Here is a 17996-nt window from a genome sequence, read left to right as displayed (position 1 = left end):
CCCAACGCTGCGTCAACTCTAGCAGGAATCAGTTCGCGGTGCAGCTTGAGGAGAAAATCAGTCCGGTTGCGATCGAGCCGGCAATTTCCGCATGGCCAAGATGCGCCGTCTGACGCATTGAGGAAAGCACTTCGGTGAGACTTTCGCTGAGCAATTCCGGCTGAATTGGCGTCAGGTCTTTTGCCTCAAATTCCGAGGTCAATTGACGCAAATCGACCGCAAGGGCTGGTACCTGACAAGCAAAGACCAGCGTCGAGAGATCAAGCCGGTGCTCCAGCGAGGACCCTTCAATTCGCAGCCGGATCTGCTGGTCTTTCGGATCGAACACAATTTGCCAGCGTGTTTCAGAGTTTGCCAACTCATTCAGAAACTTGAAGGCTTCAGCTGCGTTTGTCCGGCCTTTGGAGTGTTGCGCCGCATTGGCCGCAATCGCAAAGCGGTCAAGGCTGTTTTGGTCGCCTCGGCTTTGGTGCTGAGGAACCGGTGATGCGCCGCCATATCCTCTGAATTGAGCCAGATGAAGAAGCGCTTCTCGATAAGACGTGTTGGTCAATGCGGGAACAGGAAGGTCGATACCCTGATGGACAACCAAACCGGACTTTCCGGGAGTGAGAACGGCTGCTGCGCCTGCCTGATCAAAAAGGAAATAGTGGATTGGCACGAGCCCGTCGATCCGCACGCCCTTTGCATGCTCCACGGCTTCTTCAACGGATCCTGAAAGATCGAGTAGGCGTTGAATGAACTCCAATTCGCTGACCGAAGGCAAGCCTGCCGCCCCTCCAAAAACGGCATCCTTGTTCCACATCAACGTGACAACAAGTCCTGCCGTATTCATTCCTGCGGCCGGCATGCCCGGGCCAACCTGATTGATGGTCAAGTTGTCATATTCAGCAGTCCAGCTTGCAGGACGGTCTTCTGAAATGGATTGCCGTCTGCTGCCTGCGGAGTTGACAGTCAGAAAGCCTGCACCGGTTGCTTCGAAATCGAAATTGTAGGCAAGCATAGGACGTTGAGTGTCCACAAAGGCAACGGTGGAGCAGGCTGGTACAGCTTCGGTCAAGCACACGCTGGCCAGACCGAAACACACCGGCAGTATCATCGCCGCAAACGGCTTTGAACGGCAGAGGGACATGGTTACTCTCTCGCTTCTGAAGTAGACTAATTTTCGCGTCATTGATCGCGCCAGGACGCTGAAGCAAGGAGGATTTCGCCAAATGCAGCCAGATTTCGCGAACGACGCCTTGTTGCGCAATTTTGCACACGATTGCGTGGCGCCGTTTGTTTCCAGGCAGACGCTGGCGCTTCTGATCACAGCTGCGGTTTTTCTCGCACTGATTGGCCCGTTTGGAACTTATGGCGCGTTCTCGCCAACCATGCGGTTGCTGTATTGGGGCATGATTGTCATCGGAACCGCCTCGATTGGACACGCGACGGCATCGGCAATTGAAACATTTCTAAGGCGTAGAAACATTCCAGTTTTCTTGGAGATGGTTTCCGTTTCAGTGTTGACGGCAATACCTGTTTGCTTTGTGGTTTCCCTGATTTGGGCACTTTTCGGCACCAACCCTCTCAACGGCCATTTGCTGCCGCTCTATGGGCAGTGCGTCGTTGTGCTTGGATGCCTGACCGTCTTTTTTCATGTTTTCGCAGCACCCAAGATCTCCGTGCAGTCGTGTTCGCGGCCAAGGCTATTGGACAGACTGCCGCTGAACAGTCGAGGCCGTCTCCTGCGATTGACGGCACGTGATCACTATGTCGAGGTTGAAACCGAGACCGGGTCCGCCCTTCTTGCAATGCGTTTTCGGGACGCCATAGCTGAGGCTGCAGGCGAACAAGGCGTCCAGACACATAGATCTCACTGGGTGGCTTTGCACGCCGTGACAGGGCGCAGCCGACAGAACGGCAAACCTGTGTTGCTGTTGAGGAACGGCCACGCTGTGCCGGTTGGCCGAACATTCAGGACTGCTGTCGCAAAGAAAATGCCCGGAAAATGACGCTGGCGATCTCTGCTGTCGCTGTCAGGACCCTGATCCTGTCAGGATCAAGAGGCTCACACCACTCTTAGATCCGGCTGCATCTTGCCCGCCAGGGCGGATCCGGGAGAAATCGCGTTTTGGAGCAGAGCAGTCAGATGCTCTTCCAGATAGTCGACAATCGGGGACTGGGTCTTGGAAGGTGTATAGATCGCCAGTTGGCTGGCGGGCAGATCGGGAAAGCCGTCCTGTTCTCTCAGTATCTTGATCCCATCGACAATTGCGCCTGCAGGAAGACAGCAAAGACCTGCACCGGATCGGACCGCAACCTGCGCTGCCGCTACGCTGGTCGTCGTAATGCGTTCGTACCATTGCCGTCCTGCCCGAGCCAATGCGCTGAATGCAAGATCGCGGAACGGACAGGGTTCTGGAAACAGGATCAAAGGCAAAGGGTCGGCCAAGGGGCAGGTTTCGCTAACGGTCCAGTAAAGAGGTTCCTCAACGAGACCGTTCGGCGAAGGTTTCACAGGTGAAACCAGTGCGATCGCCAGATTGATTTCGTTGGCTGACAGCATGTCGTGCAGCGTTGCGCTGTCGGCAACGGTCATCTCGAGTTTGACGTTCGGATGAATGCGCACAAAATTGCAGAAGATTGACTGGAGCTGGCCGGTCGCAAACCATTCAGGCAGTCCAACATGAACGGTTCCGGTCAATTCTGGAGCCGACAGACGTAGTCGGGCTTCTTCGTGTGATCGCAGAATCTCCGTGGCATGCTGGTAGAGAATGCGTCCGGCAGGCGTCAGGTTCATGGTACGGGCCGTGCGCTCGATCAAAGGTTTGCCGACACGATCCTCCAGACGTCGCAACTGGGTGCTGACGCAAGGCTGGGTCCGGTTCAGCTTCGATCCTGCGTGGGTCACGTTGCCGGCTTCGGCAACGGCCACAAAGGCCTCCAGCAACTCGATGTTAAATCGGCCGATGGTCACGTCCCTGCCTCCGTTTTCGCGCGGAACCCGTTCCCCAAGCCTCTCTCCCAGCGCAGGACAATCATAACGTTTCATTATGAGTTTTTTCAATTATAAATTTAAGAAGCGCTTCAATATCCCGTAATCCGGGAAATGGTACAGTCAATTCGAGTAACCGCCATGACCTTTGCCTTTTCGATTGAAACCGCAGGCCAACAGACAGAAAGCCGGCCTGATTTAAGGAATTTTGAGAGTCAGACGCTGACCTTGCAGCACAGAGTTCATCAGTCTATTGCCGCCCATACAGAATTTGGTCCCGAGCGCATTCTGACCCAGGACAACCGGGTCAAATATACGAATGCAGGCAGTGCGGAGACGGCCACGGAACATCTCGATGAAGTGTTTCAGCTGATGCGTCAGCTGAACCAGTTCGGCGTTGGTTCCAACGACCTTGGCCGTCTGCGCGACGATGGCATGTCGTTCAAACTGGCCTTGCGACAATGCCTGGATCTTGTTGTTGCTTCGCTGAACGGCGGCAGCCTTGTTTACGTCGAGTTGGGTCCGGAACCGGTCAAAACAGCATTTATCTTGAGCACCCTGACTGAGTTGGGAGTTGATATCGACCGGTATGTTGCTGTCGATATAAATCCTATGTCAGCGGCCCCGATGCGAGCGGCGTTGAAACAGATCCTTCCTGACCTGCCGATGCAATTCATCACGGCACCGTTTGAAGCCTTTCGTCTTGCAGACATTCTGGAACCGGGCGCACCTGCGGCATTGGTTACCATGCTCGGCTTTCAGGAAGGCAATGACGACCCTTATGTGGTGAACAAGTGGCTCAGATCGATCGCACGTTCAGGTGACCTTCTTCTGTCCGAGAGCCAGCTCTATGCCGCAGGACAGATTGAAAGGATCCCGAGTTTTTATGCCCACGCAGCCATGCGGCGCTTCTCCCGGCTAGCCTTTGAGCGCGCTGTCCATAAGGATTTGCCGAGCCTGAACCGGTTTTTTCTGCTGCCCGTACCTTTTCATGACGGGGAAAGCGCTTTTGTCGCCATTCTGGGTGAAGAGTTTGAAGATACAATCAATGGAAGAATCTTGCATGTATCCAACTTCTGCCTGAAACTTACGCTTGAACAGTACCGCCACTACAGACAGCTAGGTGGTTATTTCGACATCACCGGCGAGACCATGACCGATGACCAGACACTTCATTTCCAGCTCTCCCGCCGGGTGTGAGGTGTCCGCAGCACAAACCCGTGGCCTGACCGCCGCGGGCCTTGCCATTGTTGCCGTCACATACGGATTGGCCAGATACTGCTTCGGATTATTTCTCCCCGACATTCGTCAGGAATTCGGTCTCTCTCCCGAGACCATTGGGCTGATTGCCGGTACTTCTTATCTGGGATATCTGGCAGCGACCTTCGCCGGATCCTGGTTGTCGACCTTTGTCGAGCCGCGCCTTCCGATCCTGCTTGGCGGCCTTGCAGCAACTCTTGGCATGGCGATCATCGCTTTGGCGCCGGATCCCTGGACGCTGGCATTTGGCGTCTTTGTGGCGGGCACGAGCCCTGGCCTTTCCTATCCCCCGTTTTCCGATGTCATTGTCCGTCACACCGCACCTGGCCGTCAGAACACGGTGTATGCCTGGATCAACTCCGGAACCGGGTTCGGTGTCGCCCTAGCGGGACCTCTCGCCCTTTATGCGGGAGAAGACTGGCGGCTGGCCTGGATGGCCTTTGCAGGACTGGCTTTGCTGATCACGATCTGGAATTTGCTGGCATTGCCACAGCGCAGCGCGCAGTCAAAACCCGAAGTACTGACAGTCTCTTTCAGACTGCTCGCGGAACGGGCCGCGCGGCCGCTATTCATCGCCGCATTTTTGTTCGGCATCATCACTGCGGTCTACTGGACCTACGCTGTCGAACTTCTTTACACGCTCACCGGAAATCCACGCGACGCAGTGTTGTTTTGGATCGTGCTTGGCATCGCAGGCGTTACAGGTTGCTTTGCGGGCGGACTGGTGAACCGTTGGGGTCTTCGCCAAACCTACATGATGCTGGCTCTGATCGTTGGCGCTGCCGTCGGAACATTGCCGCTTCTGATCGGCACAAAGATCGGGATCTATGTCTCTGCGGCGTGTTTCGGTGCAGGCTTTATCGTGATGACGGCGCTGTTTGGCATGTGGAGCATGCGCATCTTTTTCGAAACGCCTTCAATTGGGTTTGGTTTCACATTCTTTCTGATCTCACTCGGACAGGGTGTCGGGCCGGTCATCAGCGGGTTCTTGATCCCGCTCACCGGTCATTCAAGCCTGTTCATGGCAGCCGGGCTGCTATGTTGCAGTCTCGCCGGGCTTGGCGTTCGTGGCAAAGCCGTGATGCCACCGCATGCATAACACTCAGTTATGTCGCGGGATGTGCGCATAACTGCTATTTGCTGGCAAAATCCTATAATTGCAGGCACGATATAAGCACGCATAAATTGATAATAAGAACAGTGATTGGGCCAATGATTATTAAACAAGCGGTGAAGACAAGCGCAGAGCTCGAGATGGAAATGTGCCGGGCGATGTTTGAAAAAGACCCGGAAATGCTGATCGAGCTGGTGTCTCAATGGCTTGAGGCGAACCGACTGACATTGGACGAAGACTTTTGCGTTCCCCCCTATTTGCAGGACGTTCTCGCCGGCATTGAGCGGCCCTACAACTATTTTCCAGGGCGACCCGCGATGGTCTGCTGACCGTCAGCGTAATTTGTTCCTCTTCTGTTCTTGAATCCTGATCATGGATATGCTTCGATGCCTTGCACCTTAAGGTAGAGAGCAGGGTATGGTCAGCCGGATAACGACAGTCGCTTTTCAGGGCATCGATGCAGTCACGGTGGATGTGCAAGTGCATGTCGGACCGGGCGCAGTGATGTTCAATATTGTCGGCCTTCCGGACAAGGCTGTCGCGGAAAGCCGGGAACGCGTGCGGGCAGCGCTCAGTGCGTCCGGACTTGCACTCCCGGCCAAGCGGGTAACAGTCAATCTGGCGCCTGCGGACCTGCCCAAGGAAGGATCGCATTATGACCTTCCCATCGCTCTTGGCATTATGGCGGCAATTGGCGCGATACCGGCTGAATTCCTGGAAGGCTTTGTGGTGCTTGGCGAGCTTGGGCTTGACGGAACCCTGGCTCCGGTCACGGGCGTGTTGCCTGCTGCAATGGGTGCCAATGCGCTCGGCAAGGGTCTTATCTGTCCCGAGGCAAGCGGAGGTGAGGCCGCATGGGCAGACAAGGACATGGATGTCCTGGCACCCAGATCGCTCATACAGCTTGCCAATCACTTCAAGGGGACCCAGGTCCTGTCCCGTCCGGCCGCAAAGCTCCACAGCAATGCTGGTATCATGCCCGACCTTGCTGAAGTCAAAGGTCAGGAAAGTGCGCGCCGGGCCTTGGAAATTGCAGCCGCCGGGGGTCATAACCTGCTCATGACCGGTCCGCCCGGATCCGGCAAATCGATGCTGGCCAGTCGTCTGCCCTCCATACTGCCCGCGTTAACGCCTCGCGAACTGCTGGAAGTCTCGATGATCGCGTCCCTGGCCGGAGAGCTTGCGGAAGGGAAACTGACCGACAGGCGGCCGTTCCGGTCGCCGCACCATTCAGCGTCCATGGCGGCGCTCGTTGGCGGCGGACTGAAGGCAAAACCCGGAGAGGTCTCGCTTGCGCATAATGGTGTGCTCTTTCTGGATGAGTTGCCGGAGTTCAATCCTCAAGTCCTCGACAGCTTGCGCCAGCCGCTTGAATCCGGCGAGGCGGTCATCGCCAGGGCCAACCACCGGGTGACCTATCCCGCCCGAATTCAGCTGGTCGCCGCCATGAACCCGTGCCGCTGTGGGCATGCTGGCGAGCCCGGACACCAGTGCCGGCGCGGCGAACGTTGTGTGACCGATTATCAGGCCAGGGTCAGTGGGCCGCTGCTTGATCGAATTGATCTGCGGATCGATGTGCCGGCTGTGACTGCGTCAGATCTGATTGGTCCCGCCGCAAGTGAAGCGTCGTCGGCAGTTGCTGCAAGAGTGGCAGAAGCGCGCCGGATACAGGAGCAGAGGTTTCTGGAACTGGGATTGTCCTGCCGAACCAACGCTCAGGCTCCGGCTTCTGCCGTTGAAACCATTGCCCGGCCCGACAGTAAAGGGCTGTCCTTCCTGCATGAAATCGCCGAACGGCTGCAATTAAGTGCACGCGGATATCACCGTGTTCTCAAGCTGGCCCGTACGCTGGCCGATCTGGACGGCATGGACAGTGTTGGCCGTATCCACCTTGCGGAAGCCCTCAGTTATCGTGGCCAGGATATGTCGCGACGCGCTGCCTGAACAGGTATAGCGCGCTCAAGCGAACCTGTTTCCAATGGTCAGAACTGGGTCACCACAGTTGCGCCAACGGATTGAAAGCGGTCCATCGACGTGAGCGCCGCAATTGACTGTTCCAGGCTGATCTCTTCGCCGACCAGACGGGAGGGGTGCAGTTTCCCGGTTGTTACCATGTCCAGCATGGCATCATATCGATGAGCTTGCATGCCGTGGCTGCCCAGAATTTCCAGCTCCTGACCGATCACCTTCGCCATCGGAACCTGTGGGGTGCTCTGATCGCTCAGCATCAGGCCGACCTGGACGTGCCGTCCTCTGCGCCTCAGGTTCTGTATGGAGTTGAAACAGGTCGTCGGATGGCCAAGCGCGTCAAGCGAGACATGGGCACCGCCGCGCGTGAGCTCGATGACCGCGCCGGCCACATCGGGTTCAGCAGCGCCGTTGATCGTCGCAACTGCGCCAAGGTCTCGGGCAAGGGAAAGTTTTTCATCAGAAATATCGATCGCCACAACATTGGCTCCGATGGCATTGGCGATCATGACAGCCGAAAGACCGACACCGCCGCAACCATGAACGGCAACCCATTCTCCGGCAGAAGTCCTTGCCTGATCAACAACGGCGCGAAATGACGTGGCAAAGCGGCATCCAAGACTGGCGGCGGTTGCGAACGCCATGTCATCGGGCAGAGCCACGAGATTGAGATCGGCGTTATGGATGGACACGTATTCTGCAAATGAACCCCAATGCGTGAACCCCGGCTGAAACTGGTTCTCGCAGACTTGCTGGTGACCTGCATGACACTCGGCACAAGCGCCGCATCCACCAACAAAAGGCACCGTCACCCGGTCACCCGCCTTCCATTGGCTGACACCCTTTCCAACCTCCATAACGATACCGGCAAGTTCATGACCTGGCACATGTGGCAGAACGATATCCGGATCGTGCCCCATCCAGCCGTGCCAGTCGCTACGGCAGACGCCTGTCGCCTCAACTTTCAATACAGCACCATGCGCTTCCGGTGTCGGATCCGGAAGGGTTGCAAGTTTCGGTGTTTGCGCAAAGGCCTCAAAGAACACGGCCTTCATGGCGTTTCCTTTTGAGAAAAGAAGAATTGAGGGCTTTGTGCCAGACTACATTTTTCATCGCAAAAGACTTGAAGAAATGTTTCGTCAAAATCGAGCCCTTGTCATCTGATGCTTTCCAGCATGAAGAGAGGCAACCAACGACATCTGGCAATTGCCTGGTTTCCTTGCAATGCTCAATCGGTCAACCCATGTCATTGCGCGGATGTCGTAAACGGAGAACCAAAATGCTTGTCACCACCACAAACACAATTCAGGGCCGGGACTTGGACTACAAAGGTCTTGTGACAGGTGAGGCAATTTTGGGTGCCAACCTGTTCAAGGATCTCTTTGCAGGTATCAGAGATATTGTCGGCGGCCGCTCCGGTGCTTACGAGGAAGAACTTGCCAAGGCGCGAAAAATCGCCGTCGATGAAATGTGTCAACAAGCCCAGGCACTTGGTGCGAATGCCGTTATCGGCGTTGATCTCGACTATGAAACGGTCGGCCAGAACGGATCCATGCTCATGGTCAGCGCAACAGGAACAGCCGTCGTCGTTCGTTAGGCCTTCTAATGCCGGACGGCTTCACAATTGTTCCAGGATTGCCGGAAGACCAGCGCTCAGTTGCCGCCGGTCTTTTCTGGCAGGCTTTCAAGGGAAAGCTCGGCAAGATCCTGTCACCTGAACGCAGGGCGATGCAGCTGATTGAAAGGATCCTCGATCCTGGTTTTGCCATCAGCGCTCTCGGCAAGGAAGGAGACTTGCTTGGTCTTGCCGGATACAAGACCAGCGAAGGTGCCCTGGTGGCTGGCGAGCTGTCGGATATGACTGCCGTGTTCGGCCCTTTCGGAGGCCTTTGGCGAGGGCTGGTGCTTGACGTGCTCGAGCGCGACGTGGAGCCGGAAATCCTTTTGATGGACGGTATTTTCGTCAGCGAAAGAGCACGCGGTCAGGGCATCGGTACGAAGCTGCTGGACGCCGTTTGCGCCGAAGCACAAAGACGGCGACTGTCTCGAGTGCGCCTTGATGTGATCAACACAAACCCGGGCGCGCGCGCCCTATACGAAAGGCAGGGTTTCCTGCCGATAAGCCGCGAAGAAACAGGACCGTTCAAATACGTGTTCGGGTTTTCCTCAGCAACCAGAATGGAAAGGCCGGTCTGAGCATTTGCTTGGCAGGTTGTCCCGCGGCGACCGCCGCGGGACGGTCCTCATCAGACGTCGTCGAACAGCGCTGTCGACAGATAGCGTTCCGCAAAAGACGGAATGATCACGACGATGTTCTTGTCTTCCATCCCCTCACGCTGCCCGACACGGATGGCCGCCGTTAGCGCGGCTCCGGAGGAAATGCCGACCGGCACGCCTTCAAGCTTGGCAACTTCGCGTGCCATCGCGAAAGCGTCGTCATTCTCGACAGTTTGAACTTCGTCGTAGATCGATGTTTCGAGGACGCCCGGGACAAAGCCCGCTCCGATGCCCTGGATTTTGTGCGGGCCCGGATTGCCGCCTGACAGGATTGGACTGTCCGACGGCTCGACGGCAACCACATGAAGATCCGGCTGGCGCTCCTTCAGCACCTGGCTCACACCTGTAATTGTACCACCTGTTCCAATTCCTGAAACAAACACATCGATCTTGCCGTCAGTATCGTTCCAGATCTCCTGTGCAGTCGTATTTCGGTGAATTTCGGGATTGGCAGGGTTCTCGAATTGTTGGGGCATAACGGCGCCGTCGATTTCGCCAAGCAGTTCCTCTGCGCGCGCTATTGCGCCCTTCATGCCTTTGGGGCCCTCTGTCAATTCCAGTTCAGCGCCCAGGATCTTGAACATTTTGCGGCGCTCGACAGACATGGTTTCAGGCATCACCAGAATGAGCCGGTATCCCTTGGCCGCCGCGACAAAGGCCAAAGCAATGCCGGTGTTGCCGGAGGTCGGTTCCACGAGTGTGGTTTTACCCGGAGCAATCTTGCCGTCTTTTTCCATCGCCTCGATCATAGCAACACCAATGCGGTCCTTGACGCTTGCGATCGGATTGAAAAACTCAAGCTTTGCCAGAAGGTTGCCTTTGACACCGTGTGCTTGGGCAAGCCGATTGAGCCGCACGATCGGTGTATCGCCAATAGTTTCGGTAATCGAGGAATAGATCTTTCCGCGGCCGCTGGTCGTCATAGACATGGCAATCTCCCTGTTTGGCCGGGCAATTCGCGTTTCCGGCAGTATCCTTGGTCTGGTGCGATAAGATAGTATGCGTCCAGCAAAGATATAAGGGGTGCAGATCGCCAATCCGGGCTGAACCGCGGAACTATTTTCTAGGAACTACTTAAGTATTGGAAAAGAGAAGATCGGGAAGGTCGGCCATTTCCTCAAAGAGGATGGCACCCGCCGCGCGCAGTGCTTCTTTGTCAGACGCAGGATCTTCTGCAAACGCAAAAACGGTCATTCCGGCGGCAACAGCTGCGCGGACGCCTGGCAGGCTGTCTTCTATGACGACGCAAGTTTCTGGTGGATGCCCCATTTTTTTCGCGGCTAGCAGAAAGACATCCGGTGAAGGTTTGCCCCGTTCACAGTCCTGCGCGGAGAATAGACGGCCCTTGACGCGAGGCAGCAAGCCGGAACTGCCAAGCGTTGCGTGCATCTTTTCATACTTACCCGAAGACCCGACGCAGTAAGGGACCTCGCGCCTGTCCAGCTCATCCAGAACGCTTTCTATGCCCTTGATGGCTGGAACGCCCGACTTGAAACTCTCAAGATCACGCATGCGAACCTGATCTGGCCAGTCGTCAGGCAGCTTGTACCCGATCAGATCTTCGACCATCTCCTTCACGTTCTCCAGCGTACGGCCCATAAAGCGGCGCTGACATTCCGCGCCACTGATTTCAAATCCAAGTGCGGAGACCAGATCAGCCATGTTCTGATTGGTCATGCGTTCGGTGTCGACCAGAACACCATCGCAATCGAAAATTACGAGACTGGGGGTCATGCGCTCGTCGTTCCCGGTTTTTAGCTGCGGCCCGTTGAACCGAAGCCGCCGGTTCCTCGATTTGTTTCAGACAGAATATCAACTTCAGCAATCTCGGCCTGCAACACCGGCGCGATCACCATTTGTGCAATCCGGTCGGCGCGGGAAATGAGAAAGGGCTCCTGGCCTAGGTTGACCAGAATGACCTTCACTTCGCCGCGATAATCTGCGTCGATGGTACCCGGCGTGTTGAGGACCGTAACTCCATGTTTTGCAGCAAGACCCGAGCGTGGTCGGACCTGTGCCTCAAAACCCGCGGGCAGCGCCATGGAAAGCCCTGTCGGCACGAGCATACGTTCACCCGGTGCCAGCGTGACAGGGTCATCAACGGCTGCCAAAAGGTCGAGGCCGGCGGCAAGATCTGATTGATAGGCTGGCAAGGGCAGATCCAGCCCATGCTCCAGGCGCTTGAGTTCCAACGTAACGGGCATCTTTGGGTTCCGGGTGTTGATTTGTGCCGAGGGACGACATTCGCAAAGCGCTGTCAAGATTGGCAATGGTGAAAAGCTCATTAACCAGAAAAATCAAAGATATACTTGCGGTCGCAGAATTCTCCTGAAACACTCTTGCGTGTCGTAATGTTGTCTGGGGCAGGCGGCTTTTTCCCTTTTGCCCCTGGTTGGGAGATTCACAACATGAAACGTTTGATTTTTGCATTGATGGCCACGCTATTGCTGGCAAGCGGTCCTGCCGCCGCTCAAACCGTCGGCTTCGCGGAAGCAATCAAGATTTTGTCTGCCAGCTGCGGAGCGGACATCGAAAAATACTGCAAGAGTGCCACGCTTGCGAACAACGGCATCGGTCAATGCCTTGCTCAGAACGAGGCAAAGGTTTCACAAAAATGCAATGCAGACCGCGCAGTGGTCGCATCACTCATTCAGGAACGTCTTGCTGCTCAGGCCGCGGCTCCCAAGATCTGCACCAATGACGCGCGCCGTCTGTGCAAGGGTGTCAAGGAAGGTGCGGGCCATGTCTTGCGCTGCCTTTTGAAAGCGCAGCGTTCTGTCGGCGAAAAATGTAACACGGCAATTGATCTTGCAGGCTACCGCTAAGACCGGATTGGGAGACGAAAAATGAAAAAGCTTCTTTTGGCCGGTCTTTCGGCTGCTGTAATGACAGCCGCGGTCGTGGGGTCGTCGGCGCAGACACAACTCAACCGGAACGAGATCATCAATTCACTTCAAGGCGCTCAGCAAAAAGTGGATGTCAGCGCAGATGCGTTGCAAAAGGCGGCGTTTGAAAACATCCAGAAGTATCCAGGTGCCAACTCGCCGCAGGGCGTACCTCTGTGGGACAAATTGGCTTCATTGCGCCAGTTCAACATCGAAATCACGTTCGACTTTGATTCTGCGCGGATCAAGCCTGAGTCCTACGAGACAGTCGGTCTGATCGCTGATGCGCTGCATACGCCTTATCTGCAGGGCCAGACCTTCTTTATCGTCGGGCACACGGATGCCAAAGGTGATCGCGAGTACAATCTTGAACTCTCCATCAGGAGAGCAAAGGCCGTCCGGGAAGCGCTTGTCACCACATTCCAGGTTCCCAGCCAGTACCTGTTTGCTGTGGGTATGGGTGAAGAACAGCTTCGTGAGCCATCTAAGCCGGACGCTGCGATCAACCGCCGCGTTCAGCTCATCAATGTTGGCTACCGATAACAACTGCGGTGCTGCAAGATTGCCGCTTCCGGTCACCCGGAGGCGGCTTTTTATTGTTCACAATCCGGGAACACGCCTTCTCCGATCCAGGCATTAATGAAGATGCCTGCCAGGCCTATGTTCATCCTGTAGGAACCAAACGGATGAATGGAGCAAGCGAGATGCAGGAGGCCAAGACCCCGTCGGTGTTTTTCGCACATGGCGCACCGACCCTTGCTCTGGAAGATACGGCGGCCAGCCGTTTTTTGAAGTCGTTTGCGGATGTAACGCCCACCCCGGAAGCAATTGTCATCCTGTCCGCTCACTGGGAAACGCCGGGCTTGAGGCTTTCTGCTCCGGGTCGTCTGCGCACCTACCATGATTTTCAAGGCTTCCCGAAAGCGCTTTACGATATCGACTATCCTGCAATCGCGGATGAAGATCAGGTCGACGAGGTCGCTCGCCTGCTTGAAAATCAAGGTCACGACGTCATCCTTGACAGCGAATGGGGCCTTGACCACGGCGCCTGGGTTCCGCTGTCCCTCGCTTATCCCGAAGCCGACATCCCCGTCATCGCGCTGTCTCTGCCTTTCGGCAGCACACCGGCCACTCTCTTTAAGCTTGGCAGAGATCTCGCGCCTTTGAAGACAAAGGGTTATCTGATTGTCGGTTCCGGCAGCACGACCCACAATCTGCGACGCATCTCACCCCAGGGGTCTCCTGCTCCTGATTGGGTCTCCGGCTTTGACAATTGGCTGGACCAGGGACTGGAGGCAGGTTCCATCGAATATTTTGAGGATCTGGAAGCCGCGCCGGACTTCCGCAAGAACCATCCCACCGAAGAACATCTTCTGCCGCTCTTCTTTGCGTTTGGAGCGGGTGAGCCAAAGACCAAGCCCAAATTGTTGCATCGGAGCTATGAATATGGGTCGATCAGCATGAGCTACTTCGACTTCGGTACATAACCGAAGCGCAGGTTCGGACCGGCTCAGGAAGTCAAAGCGGCAGCTGCCCGCGCGATAATCCTGGCTGCAACGTCCGATTTGCTCATTTGCGGCCAGTCCTCCACGCCGTCTTTGCTGACCAGCCGGATTGTGTTGGCGTCACCGCCCATGATGCCGGTTTCGGGACTGACGTCATTGGCGACAATCCAGTCGGCATTCTTGCGTTCCAGTTTGGCACGCGCATTGGCAACAAGGTCCTTCGTTTCGGCGGCAAAGCCGATCAACAGCTTGGGGCGCAAGTCGGGATGGTGCCCGATGGTTTTCAGGATGTCGGGATTTTCAGCAAGATCCAGCCTGGGAGGCTTGCCGCTCCCATCCTTTTTGATCTTTTGCTTCCCCTCGGATGTCACGCGCCAGTCAGCAACGGCTGCTGCCATGATCGCAATGTCGGCAGGTAGGCTGGCGTTGACCGCTTGCAGCATGTCTGCAGCGCTCTCTACGTGGTGAACCTCAATGTTATCCGGATCGGGCAATGTCACAGGTCCGGACACAAGCGTGACGCGCGCACCGGCAGCAAAGGCGGCTTTTGCCAGCGCGTGACCTTGTTTGCCGGATGAGCGGTTGGCGATGTAGCGCACAGGGTCGATCGGCTCATGGGTCGGACCGGATGTGATCAGCACATGCTTGCCAGTCAGCGGCAGCATGCCGGCCTTGGCGTCCGTATCCCTTAGCAATGCCTCTGCAGCTGCGACGATCTCAAGCGGTTCGCTCATGCGCCCGACGCCGGCCTCTCCTTTTTCCGCCATCTCGCCCGAGGCCGGACCGCAAAAGGTCAGGCCCCGTTGTTTCAGTGTCTCAAGATTGCGTAGGGTCGCAGGGTTTTGCCACATCTTGGGGTTCATCGCCGGTGCCACCAGCACGGGAGTGTCCGTTGCCAACAGAACCGCAGTTGCCAGGTCGTCGGCAATACCGTGCGCCATCTTGGCCATAAGATCGGCAGTGGCTGGCGCGATCAGGATTAGGTCGTGATCGCGTGCAAGCCGGATATGACCAACGTCGTGCTCGTCTTCCCGGTCAAAGAGGCTTGTGAACACCTTTTCAGCTGACAGAGCACCGACAGAGAGAGGCGTGATAAATTCCTGAGCGCCTCTCGTCATGACCGGAACGACACGCGCCCCACGCTCCTTCAGACGCCGGATCAGGTCGAGAGATTTGTAGGCGGCTATGCCACCGCTGATGATCAGAACGATCTGCTTGCCGCTCAGCATCTTGACTTTTTACCCCCGACAGCTGTTCGGTTCATCCTGAACGTGTGCGGCACGCTAGAAACCGGACCTGAAGTCCCTTGGCGCTGGCGATATCACCTGTACACCCGCGCCAGTGAGCTGGAACACGGCGAGCCCGCGTTGATTGAGACCATTGGACTGAAAGCGGAATAGCCCGTCAATACCGATGAAACCGTCGCGATTGGTCAATATATTCTGCTGAAAACGCTGCTGACCGGCCGCGCGCACAAGGCCGGCGCACAGCGTTACGCCATCATAGGCAAGACTGGCGTTGCGTGGCGGTGCGGAGCCATAGGTCTTCTGGTATTGCTGCGCGAAGGTGTTGAAGTTCTGCTCTTCAGGGCCGGCAAACCATGCGCCGGCGAGAGCCGGATTGCTTTTGATCTGGCCAACGTCCCATTGCCCGGTTCCCAGCAGCTTGATCCTGCCGAAATCAGCGCCTTGCCCAACGAGTGTCTGAACGACAGTGCTTGGAGCAGACCCGCCAGCAGGCACGAACAACGCATCGATATTGTTGAGAACCGACGTCAAGGCCGACGTTTTGGCGACCAGGTCGGACGTATCCGAGCCGGTTTGCTTGTATCGCTGGATCGTGGCGATCCGCCCCGAACCACGTCCGACTTCCTGGCGAAACGCTGCTTCGACCACGGCACCGTACGGGCTCTCCGGAATGAGAGCTGCATAAGAGCTTTTGCGCTGGCTGTTGGCGTATCCGATGATGCGCTTGACGTTGCCTTCGGGCAAGAAGCTCAGCAGATAGATGCCTCGTGAAGCAACAGACGTGTCGGTTGAAAACGCGATTACGGGAATGCCACTGGATCTGGCTGCCTGTGCGGCCCCTGATACCGCGGTAGAAAACACGGGGCCGAGGATGAGTTCAGCGCCTTCGGAAATGGCTGCCTGTGCGGCAGCGCGCCCGCCGGTCGCGGTTCCGCCCGTGTCTTTGACCAGCAGTTGGAGATCGGCACTTGGAAAATTCTGAAGGGCAAGGGCGGCGGCATTTTTAAAGACGGTGCCGACAGATGTGTCATTGCTGGTACTCGCCAGCGGTAGCAATAAACCGATGCGCACCGAGCCGGACCCAATCACCTCGCCTGATATCTGTGGCTGTGCTTCGGGTTGTATTTGATTGCCCGGATAAGACCCAAGGGTCGACCCCATGCACCCGCCAAGCAGCATGGTACCGGTGCCGGCCAGCGCCGTTTTCAAGAATAACCGTCTGCGCTGTTGCGCGTCGTCGCCCCGCATTCCGCTTGCCATATCTGTCAATCCACCCTTTGGGAAAGACTTACGTATTCGTTTCGAACCTGTCCAGTTTAGATGGCGTTTCAATAGCATATCCATCTGATCAACAGTGGATTTGCCTTGCATCGGGTGTGCTCAGGCGATAGCGCAAGGGCATGAAGCATCCCGGCGTTGGGTCCATTCCCAGTGTCGCCGGGTGGAAAGGAGCTGCCATGACGACAGATTTACCCGCTCCGTCCGGCGACAAAAACCGCTATGGCCTCTCCGAACACGTCTTTTCCGCCCCCAATCTGGAACCGGCGCTCTACATCGTTTCAACTCCGATCGGCAATCTTGGTGACATTACCGTTCGAGCACTGGAAACTCTGGCGGCGAGCAGCGTCATTGCCTGCGAAGACACGCGCGTCACGTCCACGCTCACGCAGAAGTTCGGTTTGAAAACCCCCTTGATGCCTTATCACGAGCACAACGCGGACAAACAGCGCCCCAAGATCATGGACACCTTGGACAGCGGCAAAGCTGTGGCACTTGTTTCCGATGCTGGAACACCGCTCGTTTCAGACCCCGGATACCGGTTGGTTCGAGATGTCGTTGCCGCCGGTCACAAGGTCGTTCCTATCCCAGGCGCATCGGCTCCGCTCAGTGGCCTGGTTGCTGCTGGCCTGCCGAGCGACACAGTTCTTTTTGCCGGTTTCTTGCCGCAAAAGGGCGGACCGAAATCCAGGAGACTGGAGGAATTGGCGAAAATCCCGGCAACATTGATCTTTTTTGAATCGCCACACCGAACCGGGGCCACCTTGCAATTGATGGCGGCGTCATTGGGAGATGGTCGTGAGGCGGTCGTCGCGCGCGAACTGACCAAGCGCTTCGAGACATTTGAGCGCGGAACACTCGGTGAGCTTGCTGCAAGATTTCAGGAACTGACCGTCAAGGGAGAGATCGTCATCCTTGTTGGCCCGCCGGAAGAAGCGCCAGAAGAAGACGCGGCCGATCTGGATGCACTCTTGAGCAAAGCACTCGTTGAAATGCCAGTAAGTGCAGCAGCAAAGAAGGTAGCCAAGGCGACCGGGCTTGAGCGCAGCGACGTCTATAAACGCGCGCTTGAACTGAAGGGAGCCGGCAACTGATGGCCGCTTCCGGTCAAAAGAGCAAAAAGGCAAAGCGGCAAAGGGCACACAAGCGCGGACTGGCAGCGGAGACCTGGGCTGCCTGGTATTTGCGCCTGACAGGATGGCGGATCCTGAAACGGCGCTACAAGACAAAGGCAGGAGAGATCGATCTGATTGCCAAAAAACGCAAGACGGTTGCCTTTGTTGAGGTCAAAGCGCGCAAGACCCGCGATGCGGCGCTGGAAGCTGTGACCCCGGCAAGCCAGAAGCGCATTGCCAAGGCCGCGAAGATTTTTGTCTCACAGCATCCAAAGGCAGGATTTTTTACGCTCCGCTTCGATATTGTGGTTGTGCGTCCCTGGGCTTTGCCTGAGCGGATTGAAAACGCGTTTGAGGCTCGGGATTAGCC

Annotated in this window: 20 protein-coding genes; 12 read left to right on the top strand and 8 right to left on the bottom strand. The window is 56.5% G+C overall.

Annotated features, from left to right (window positions below; genetic code table 11):
* Positions 1–28: 28 nt before the first annotated feature.
* On the bottom strand, positions 29–1132 hold the full coding sequence (locus K1718_RS01740) for a linear amide C-N hydrolase (protein WP_265679938.1): 1104 nt from the start codon (positions 1130–1132) through the stop codon (positions 29–31).
* 82 nt (positions 1133–1214) lie between these two features.
* On the opposite strand from K1718_RS01740, the gene K1718_RS01735 reads away from it, so the two are divergent.
* Positions 1215–1994, top strand: a complete 780-nt coding sequence (locus K1718_RS01735; RefSeq protein ID WP_265679939.1) for a LytTR family DNA-binding domain-containing protein — start codon at positions 1215–1217, stop codon at positions 1992–1994.
* Between the two features lie 56 nt (positions 1995–2050).
* Here K1718_RS01735 and K1718_RS01730 read toward each other — a convergent pair whose 3' ends face one another.
* On the bottom strand, positions 2051–3034 hold the full coding sequence (locus tag K1718_RS01730; protein WP_265679940.1) for a LysR family transcriptional regulator: 984 nt from the start codon (positions 3032–3034) through the stop codon (positions 2051–2053).
* Between the two features lie 84 nt (positions 3035–3118).
* Between K1718_RS01730 and K1718_RS01725 the strand changes: the two genes are divergently transcribed.
* The 4 genes from K1718_RS01725 (at position 3119) to K1718_RS01710 (ending at position 7295) form a co-directional block, all read left to right on the top strand.
* Entirely contained in the window at positions 3119–4177 is a 1059-nt protein-coding gene (locus K1718_RS01725) for a hypothetical protein (protein ID WP_265679941.1), read from the top strand.
* Positions 4137–5336, top strand: coding sequence for an MFS transporter (locus K1718_RS01720; protein ID WP_265679942.1), 1200 nt, complete (start codon positions 4137–4139; stop codon positions 5334–5336). The genes K1718_RS01725 and K1718_RS01720 overlap by 41 nt, the downstream gene beginning before the upstream one ends.
* A 113-nt stretch (positions 5337–5449) precedes the next feature.
* Positions 5450–5680, top strand: a complete 231-nt coding sequence (locus tag K1718_RS01715; protein WP_152499106.1) for a hypothetical protein — start codon at positions 5450–5452, stop codon at positions 5678–5680.
* Positions 5681–5768: 88 nt separating this feature from the next.
* Positions 5769–7295 carry a YifB family Mg chelatase-like AAA ATPase gene (locus tag K1718_RS01710; RefSeq protein WP_265679943.1) on the top strand — a complete coding sequence of 509 codons (1527 nt, stop codon included), beginning with the start codon at positions 5769–5771 and terminating at the stop codon, positions 7293–7295.
* A 38-nt stretch (positions 7296–7333) separates the two neighbouring features.
* On the opposite strand, the gene K1718_RS01705 is transcribed toward K1718_RS01710, so the two are convergent.
* On the bottom strand, positions 7334–8374 hold the full coding sequence (locus K1718_RS01705) for a zinc-dependent alcohol dehydrogenase family protein (RefSeq protein ID WP_265679944.1): 1041 nt from the start codon (positions 8372–8374) through the stop codon (positions 7334–7336).
* Positions 8375–8598: 224 nt separating this feature from the next.
* Between K1718_RS01705 and K1718_RS01700 the strand changes: the two genes are divergently transcribed.
* Both K1718_RS01700 and K1718_RS01695 read left to right on the top strand, forming a co-directional pair.
* The gene (locus K1718_RS01700; RefSeq protein ID WP_152499103.1) at positions 8599–8916 is read left to right on the top strand and encodes a heavy metal-binding domain-containing protein; all 318 of its coding nucleotides are present in this window, start codon (positions 8599–8601) and stop codon (positions 8914–8916) included.
* Between the two features lie 8 nt (positions 8917–8924).
* A complete protein-coding gene (locus K1718_RS01695; protein WP_265679945.1) occupies positions 8925–9515 on the top strand; it encodes a GNAT family N-acetyltransferase in 591 nt (196 codons plus the stop codon).
* A 50-nt stretch (positions 9516–9565) separates the two neighbouring features.
* Here K1718_RS01695 and cysK read toward each other — a convergent pair whose 3' ends face one another.
* The 3 genes from cysK to dut all read right to left on the bottom strand — a co-directional run bounded on the left by cysK (position 9566) and on the right by dut (position 11800).
* Positions 9566–10525, bottom strand: a complete 960-nt coding sequence (gene cysK, locus K1718_RS01690) for a cysteine synthase A (protein ID WP_265679946.1) — start codon at positions 10523–10525, stop codon at positions 9566–9568.
* Positions 10526–10670: 145 nt separating this feature from the next.
* Positions 10671–11330, bottom strand: a complete 660-nt coding sequence (locus K1718_RS01685; protein ID WP_265679947.1) for an HAD family hydrolase — start codon at positions 11328–11330, stop codon at positions 10671–10673.
* A gap of 20 nt (positions 11331–11350) precedes the next feature.
* Positions 11351–11800, bottom strand: a complete 450-nt coding sequence (gene dut, locus K1718_RS01680; RefSeq protein ID WP_265679948.1) for a dUTP diphosphatase — start codon at positions 11798–11800, stop codon at positions 11351–11353.
* Positions 11801–12004: 204 nt separating this feature from the next.
* On the opposite strand from dut, the gene K1718_RS01675 reads away from it, so the two are divergent.
* The 3 genes from K1718_RS01675 to K1718_RS01665 all read left to right on the top strand — a co-directional run bounded on the left by K1718_RS01675 (position 12005) and on the right by K1718_RS01665 (position 13968).
* On the top strand, positions 12005–12421 hold the full coding sequence (locus K1718_RS01675) for a hypothetical protein (RefSeq protein WP_209006764.1): 417 nt from the start codon (positions 12005–12007) through the stop codon (positions 12419–12421).
* A 21-nt stretch (positions 12422–12442) separates the two neighbouring features.
* The gene (locus K1718_RS01670) at positions 12443–13024 is read left to right on the top strand and encodes an OmpA family protein (protein ID WP_152499098.1); all 582 of its coding nucleotides are present in this window, start codon (positions 12443–12445) and stop codon (positions 13022–13024) included.
* 143 nt (positions 13025–13167) lie between these two features.
* Complete coding sequence (locus K1718_RS01665) at positions 13168–13968, top strand: dioxygenase family protein (protein WP_265679949.1); 801 nt, start codon at positions 13168–13170, stop codon at positions 13966–13968.
* Between the two features lie 23 nt (positions 13969–13991).
* Here K1718_RS01665 and coaBC read toward each other — a convergent pair whose 3' ends face one another.
* A complete protein-coding gene (coaBC, locus tag K1718_RS01660; protein WP_265679950.1) occupies positions 13992–15215 on the bottom strand; it encodes a bifunctional phosphopantothenoylcysteine decarboxylase/phosphopantothenate--cysteine ligase CoaBC in 1224 nt (407 codons plus the stop codon).
* Between the two features lie 54 nt (positions 15216–15269).
* Positions 15270–16493, bottom strand: coding sequence for a penicillin-binding protein activator (locus K1718_RS01655; protein WP_265679951.1), 1224 nt, complete (start codon positions 16491–16493; stop codon positions 15270–15272).
* A 197-nt stretch (positions 16494–16690) separates the two neighbouring features.
* Here K1718_RS01655 and rsmI point away from each other — a divergent pair, with 197 nt between their 5' ends.
* Both rsmI and K1718_RS01645 read left to right on the top strand, forming a co-directional pair.
* Entirely contained in the window at positions 16691–17605 is a 915-nt protein-coding gene (gene rsmI / locus K1718_RS01650; RefSeq protein ID WP_265679952.1) for a 16S rRNA (cytidine(1402)-2'-O)-methyltransferase, read from the top strand.
* On the top strand, positions 17605–17994 hold the full coding sequence (locus K1718_RS01645; RefSeq protein WP_152499094.1) for a YraN family protein: 390 nt from the start codon (positions 17605–17607) through the stop codon (positions 17992–17994). Before rsmI ends, K1718_RS01645 begins: the two co-directional genes overlap by 1 nt.
* Positions 17995–17996 lie beyond the last annotated feature (2 nt).

The organism is Roseibium porphyridii (genome assembly GCF_026191725.2).
Classification (GTDB): domain Bacteria; phylum Pseudomonadota; class Alphaproteobacteria; order Rhizobiales; family Stappiaceae; genus Roseibium; species Roseibium porphyridii.
Note: the sequence above shows the minus strand (reverse complement) of the source record. Positions and strands in the feature narration are given on the sequence as shown.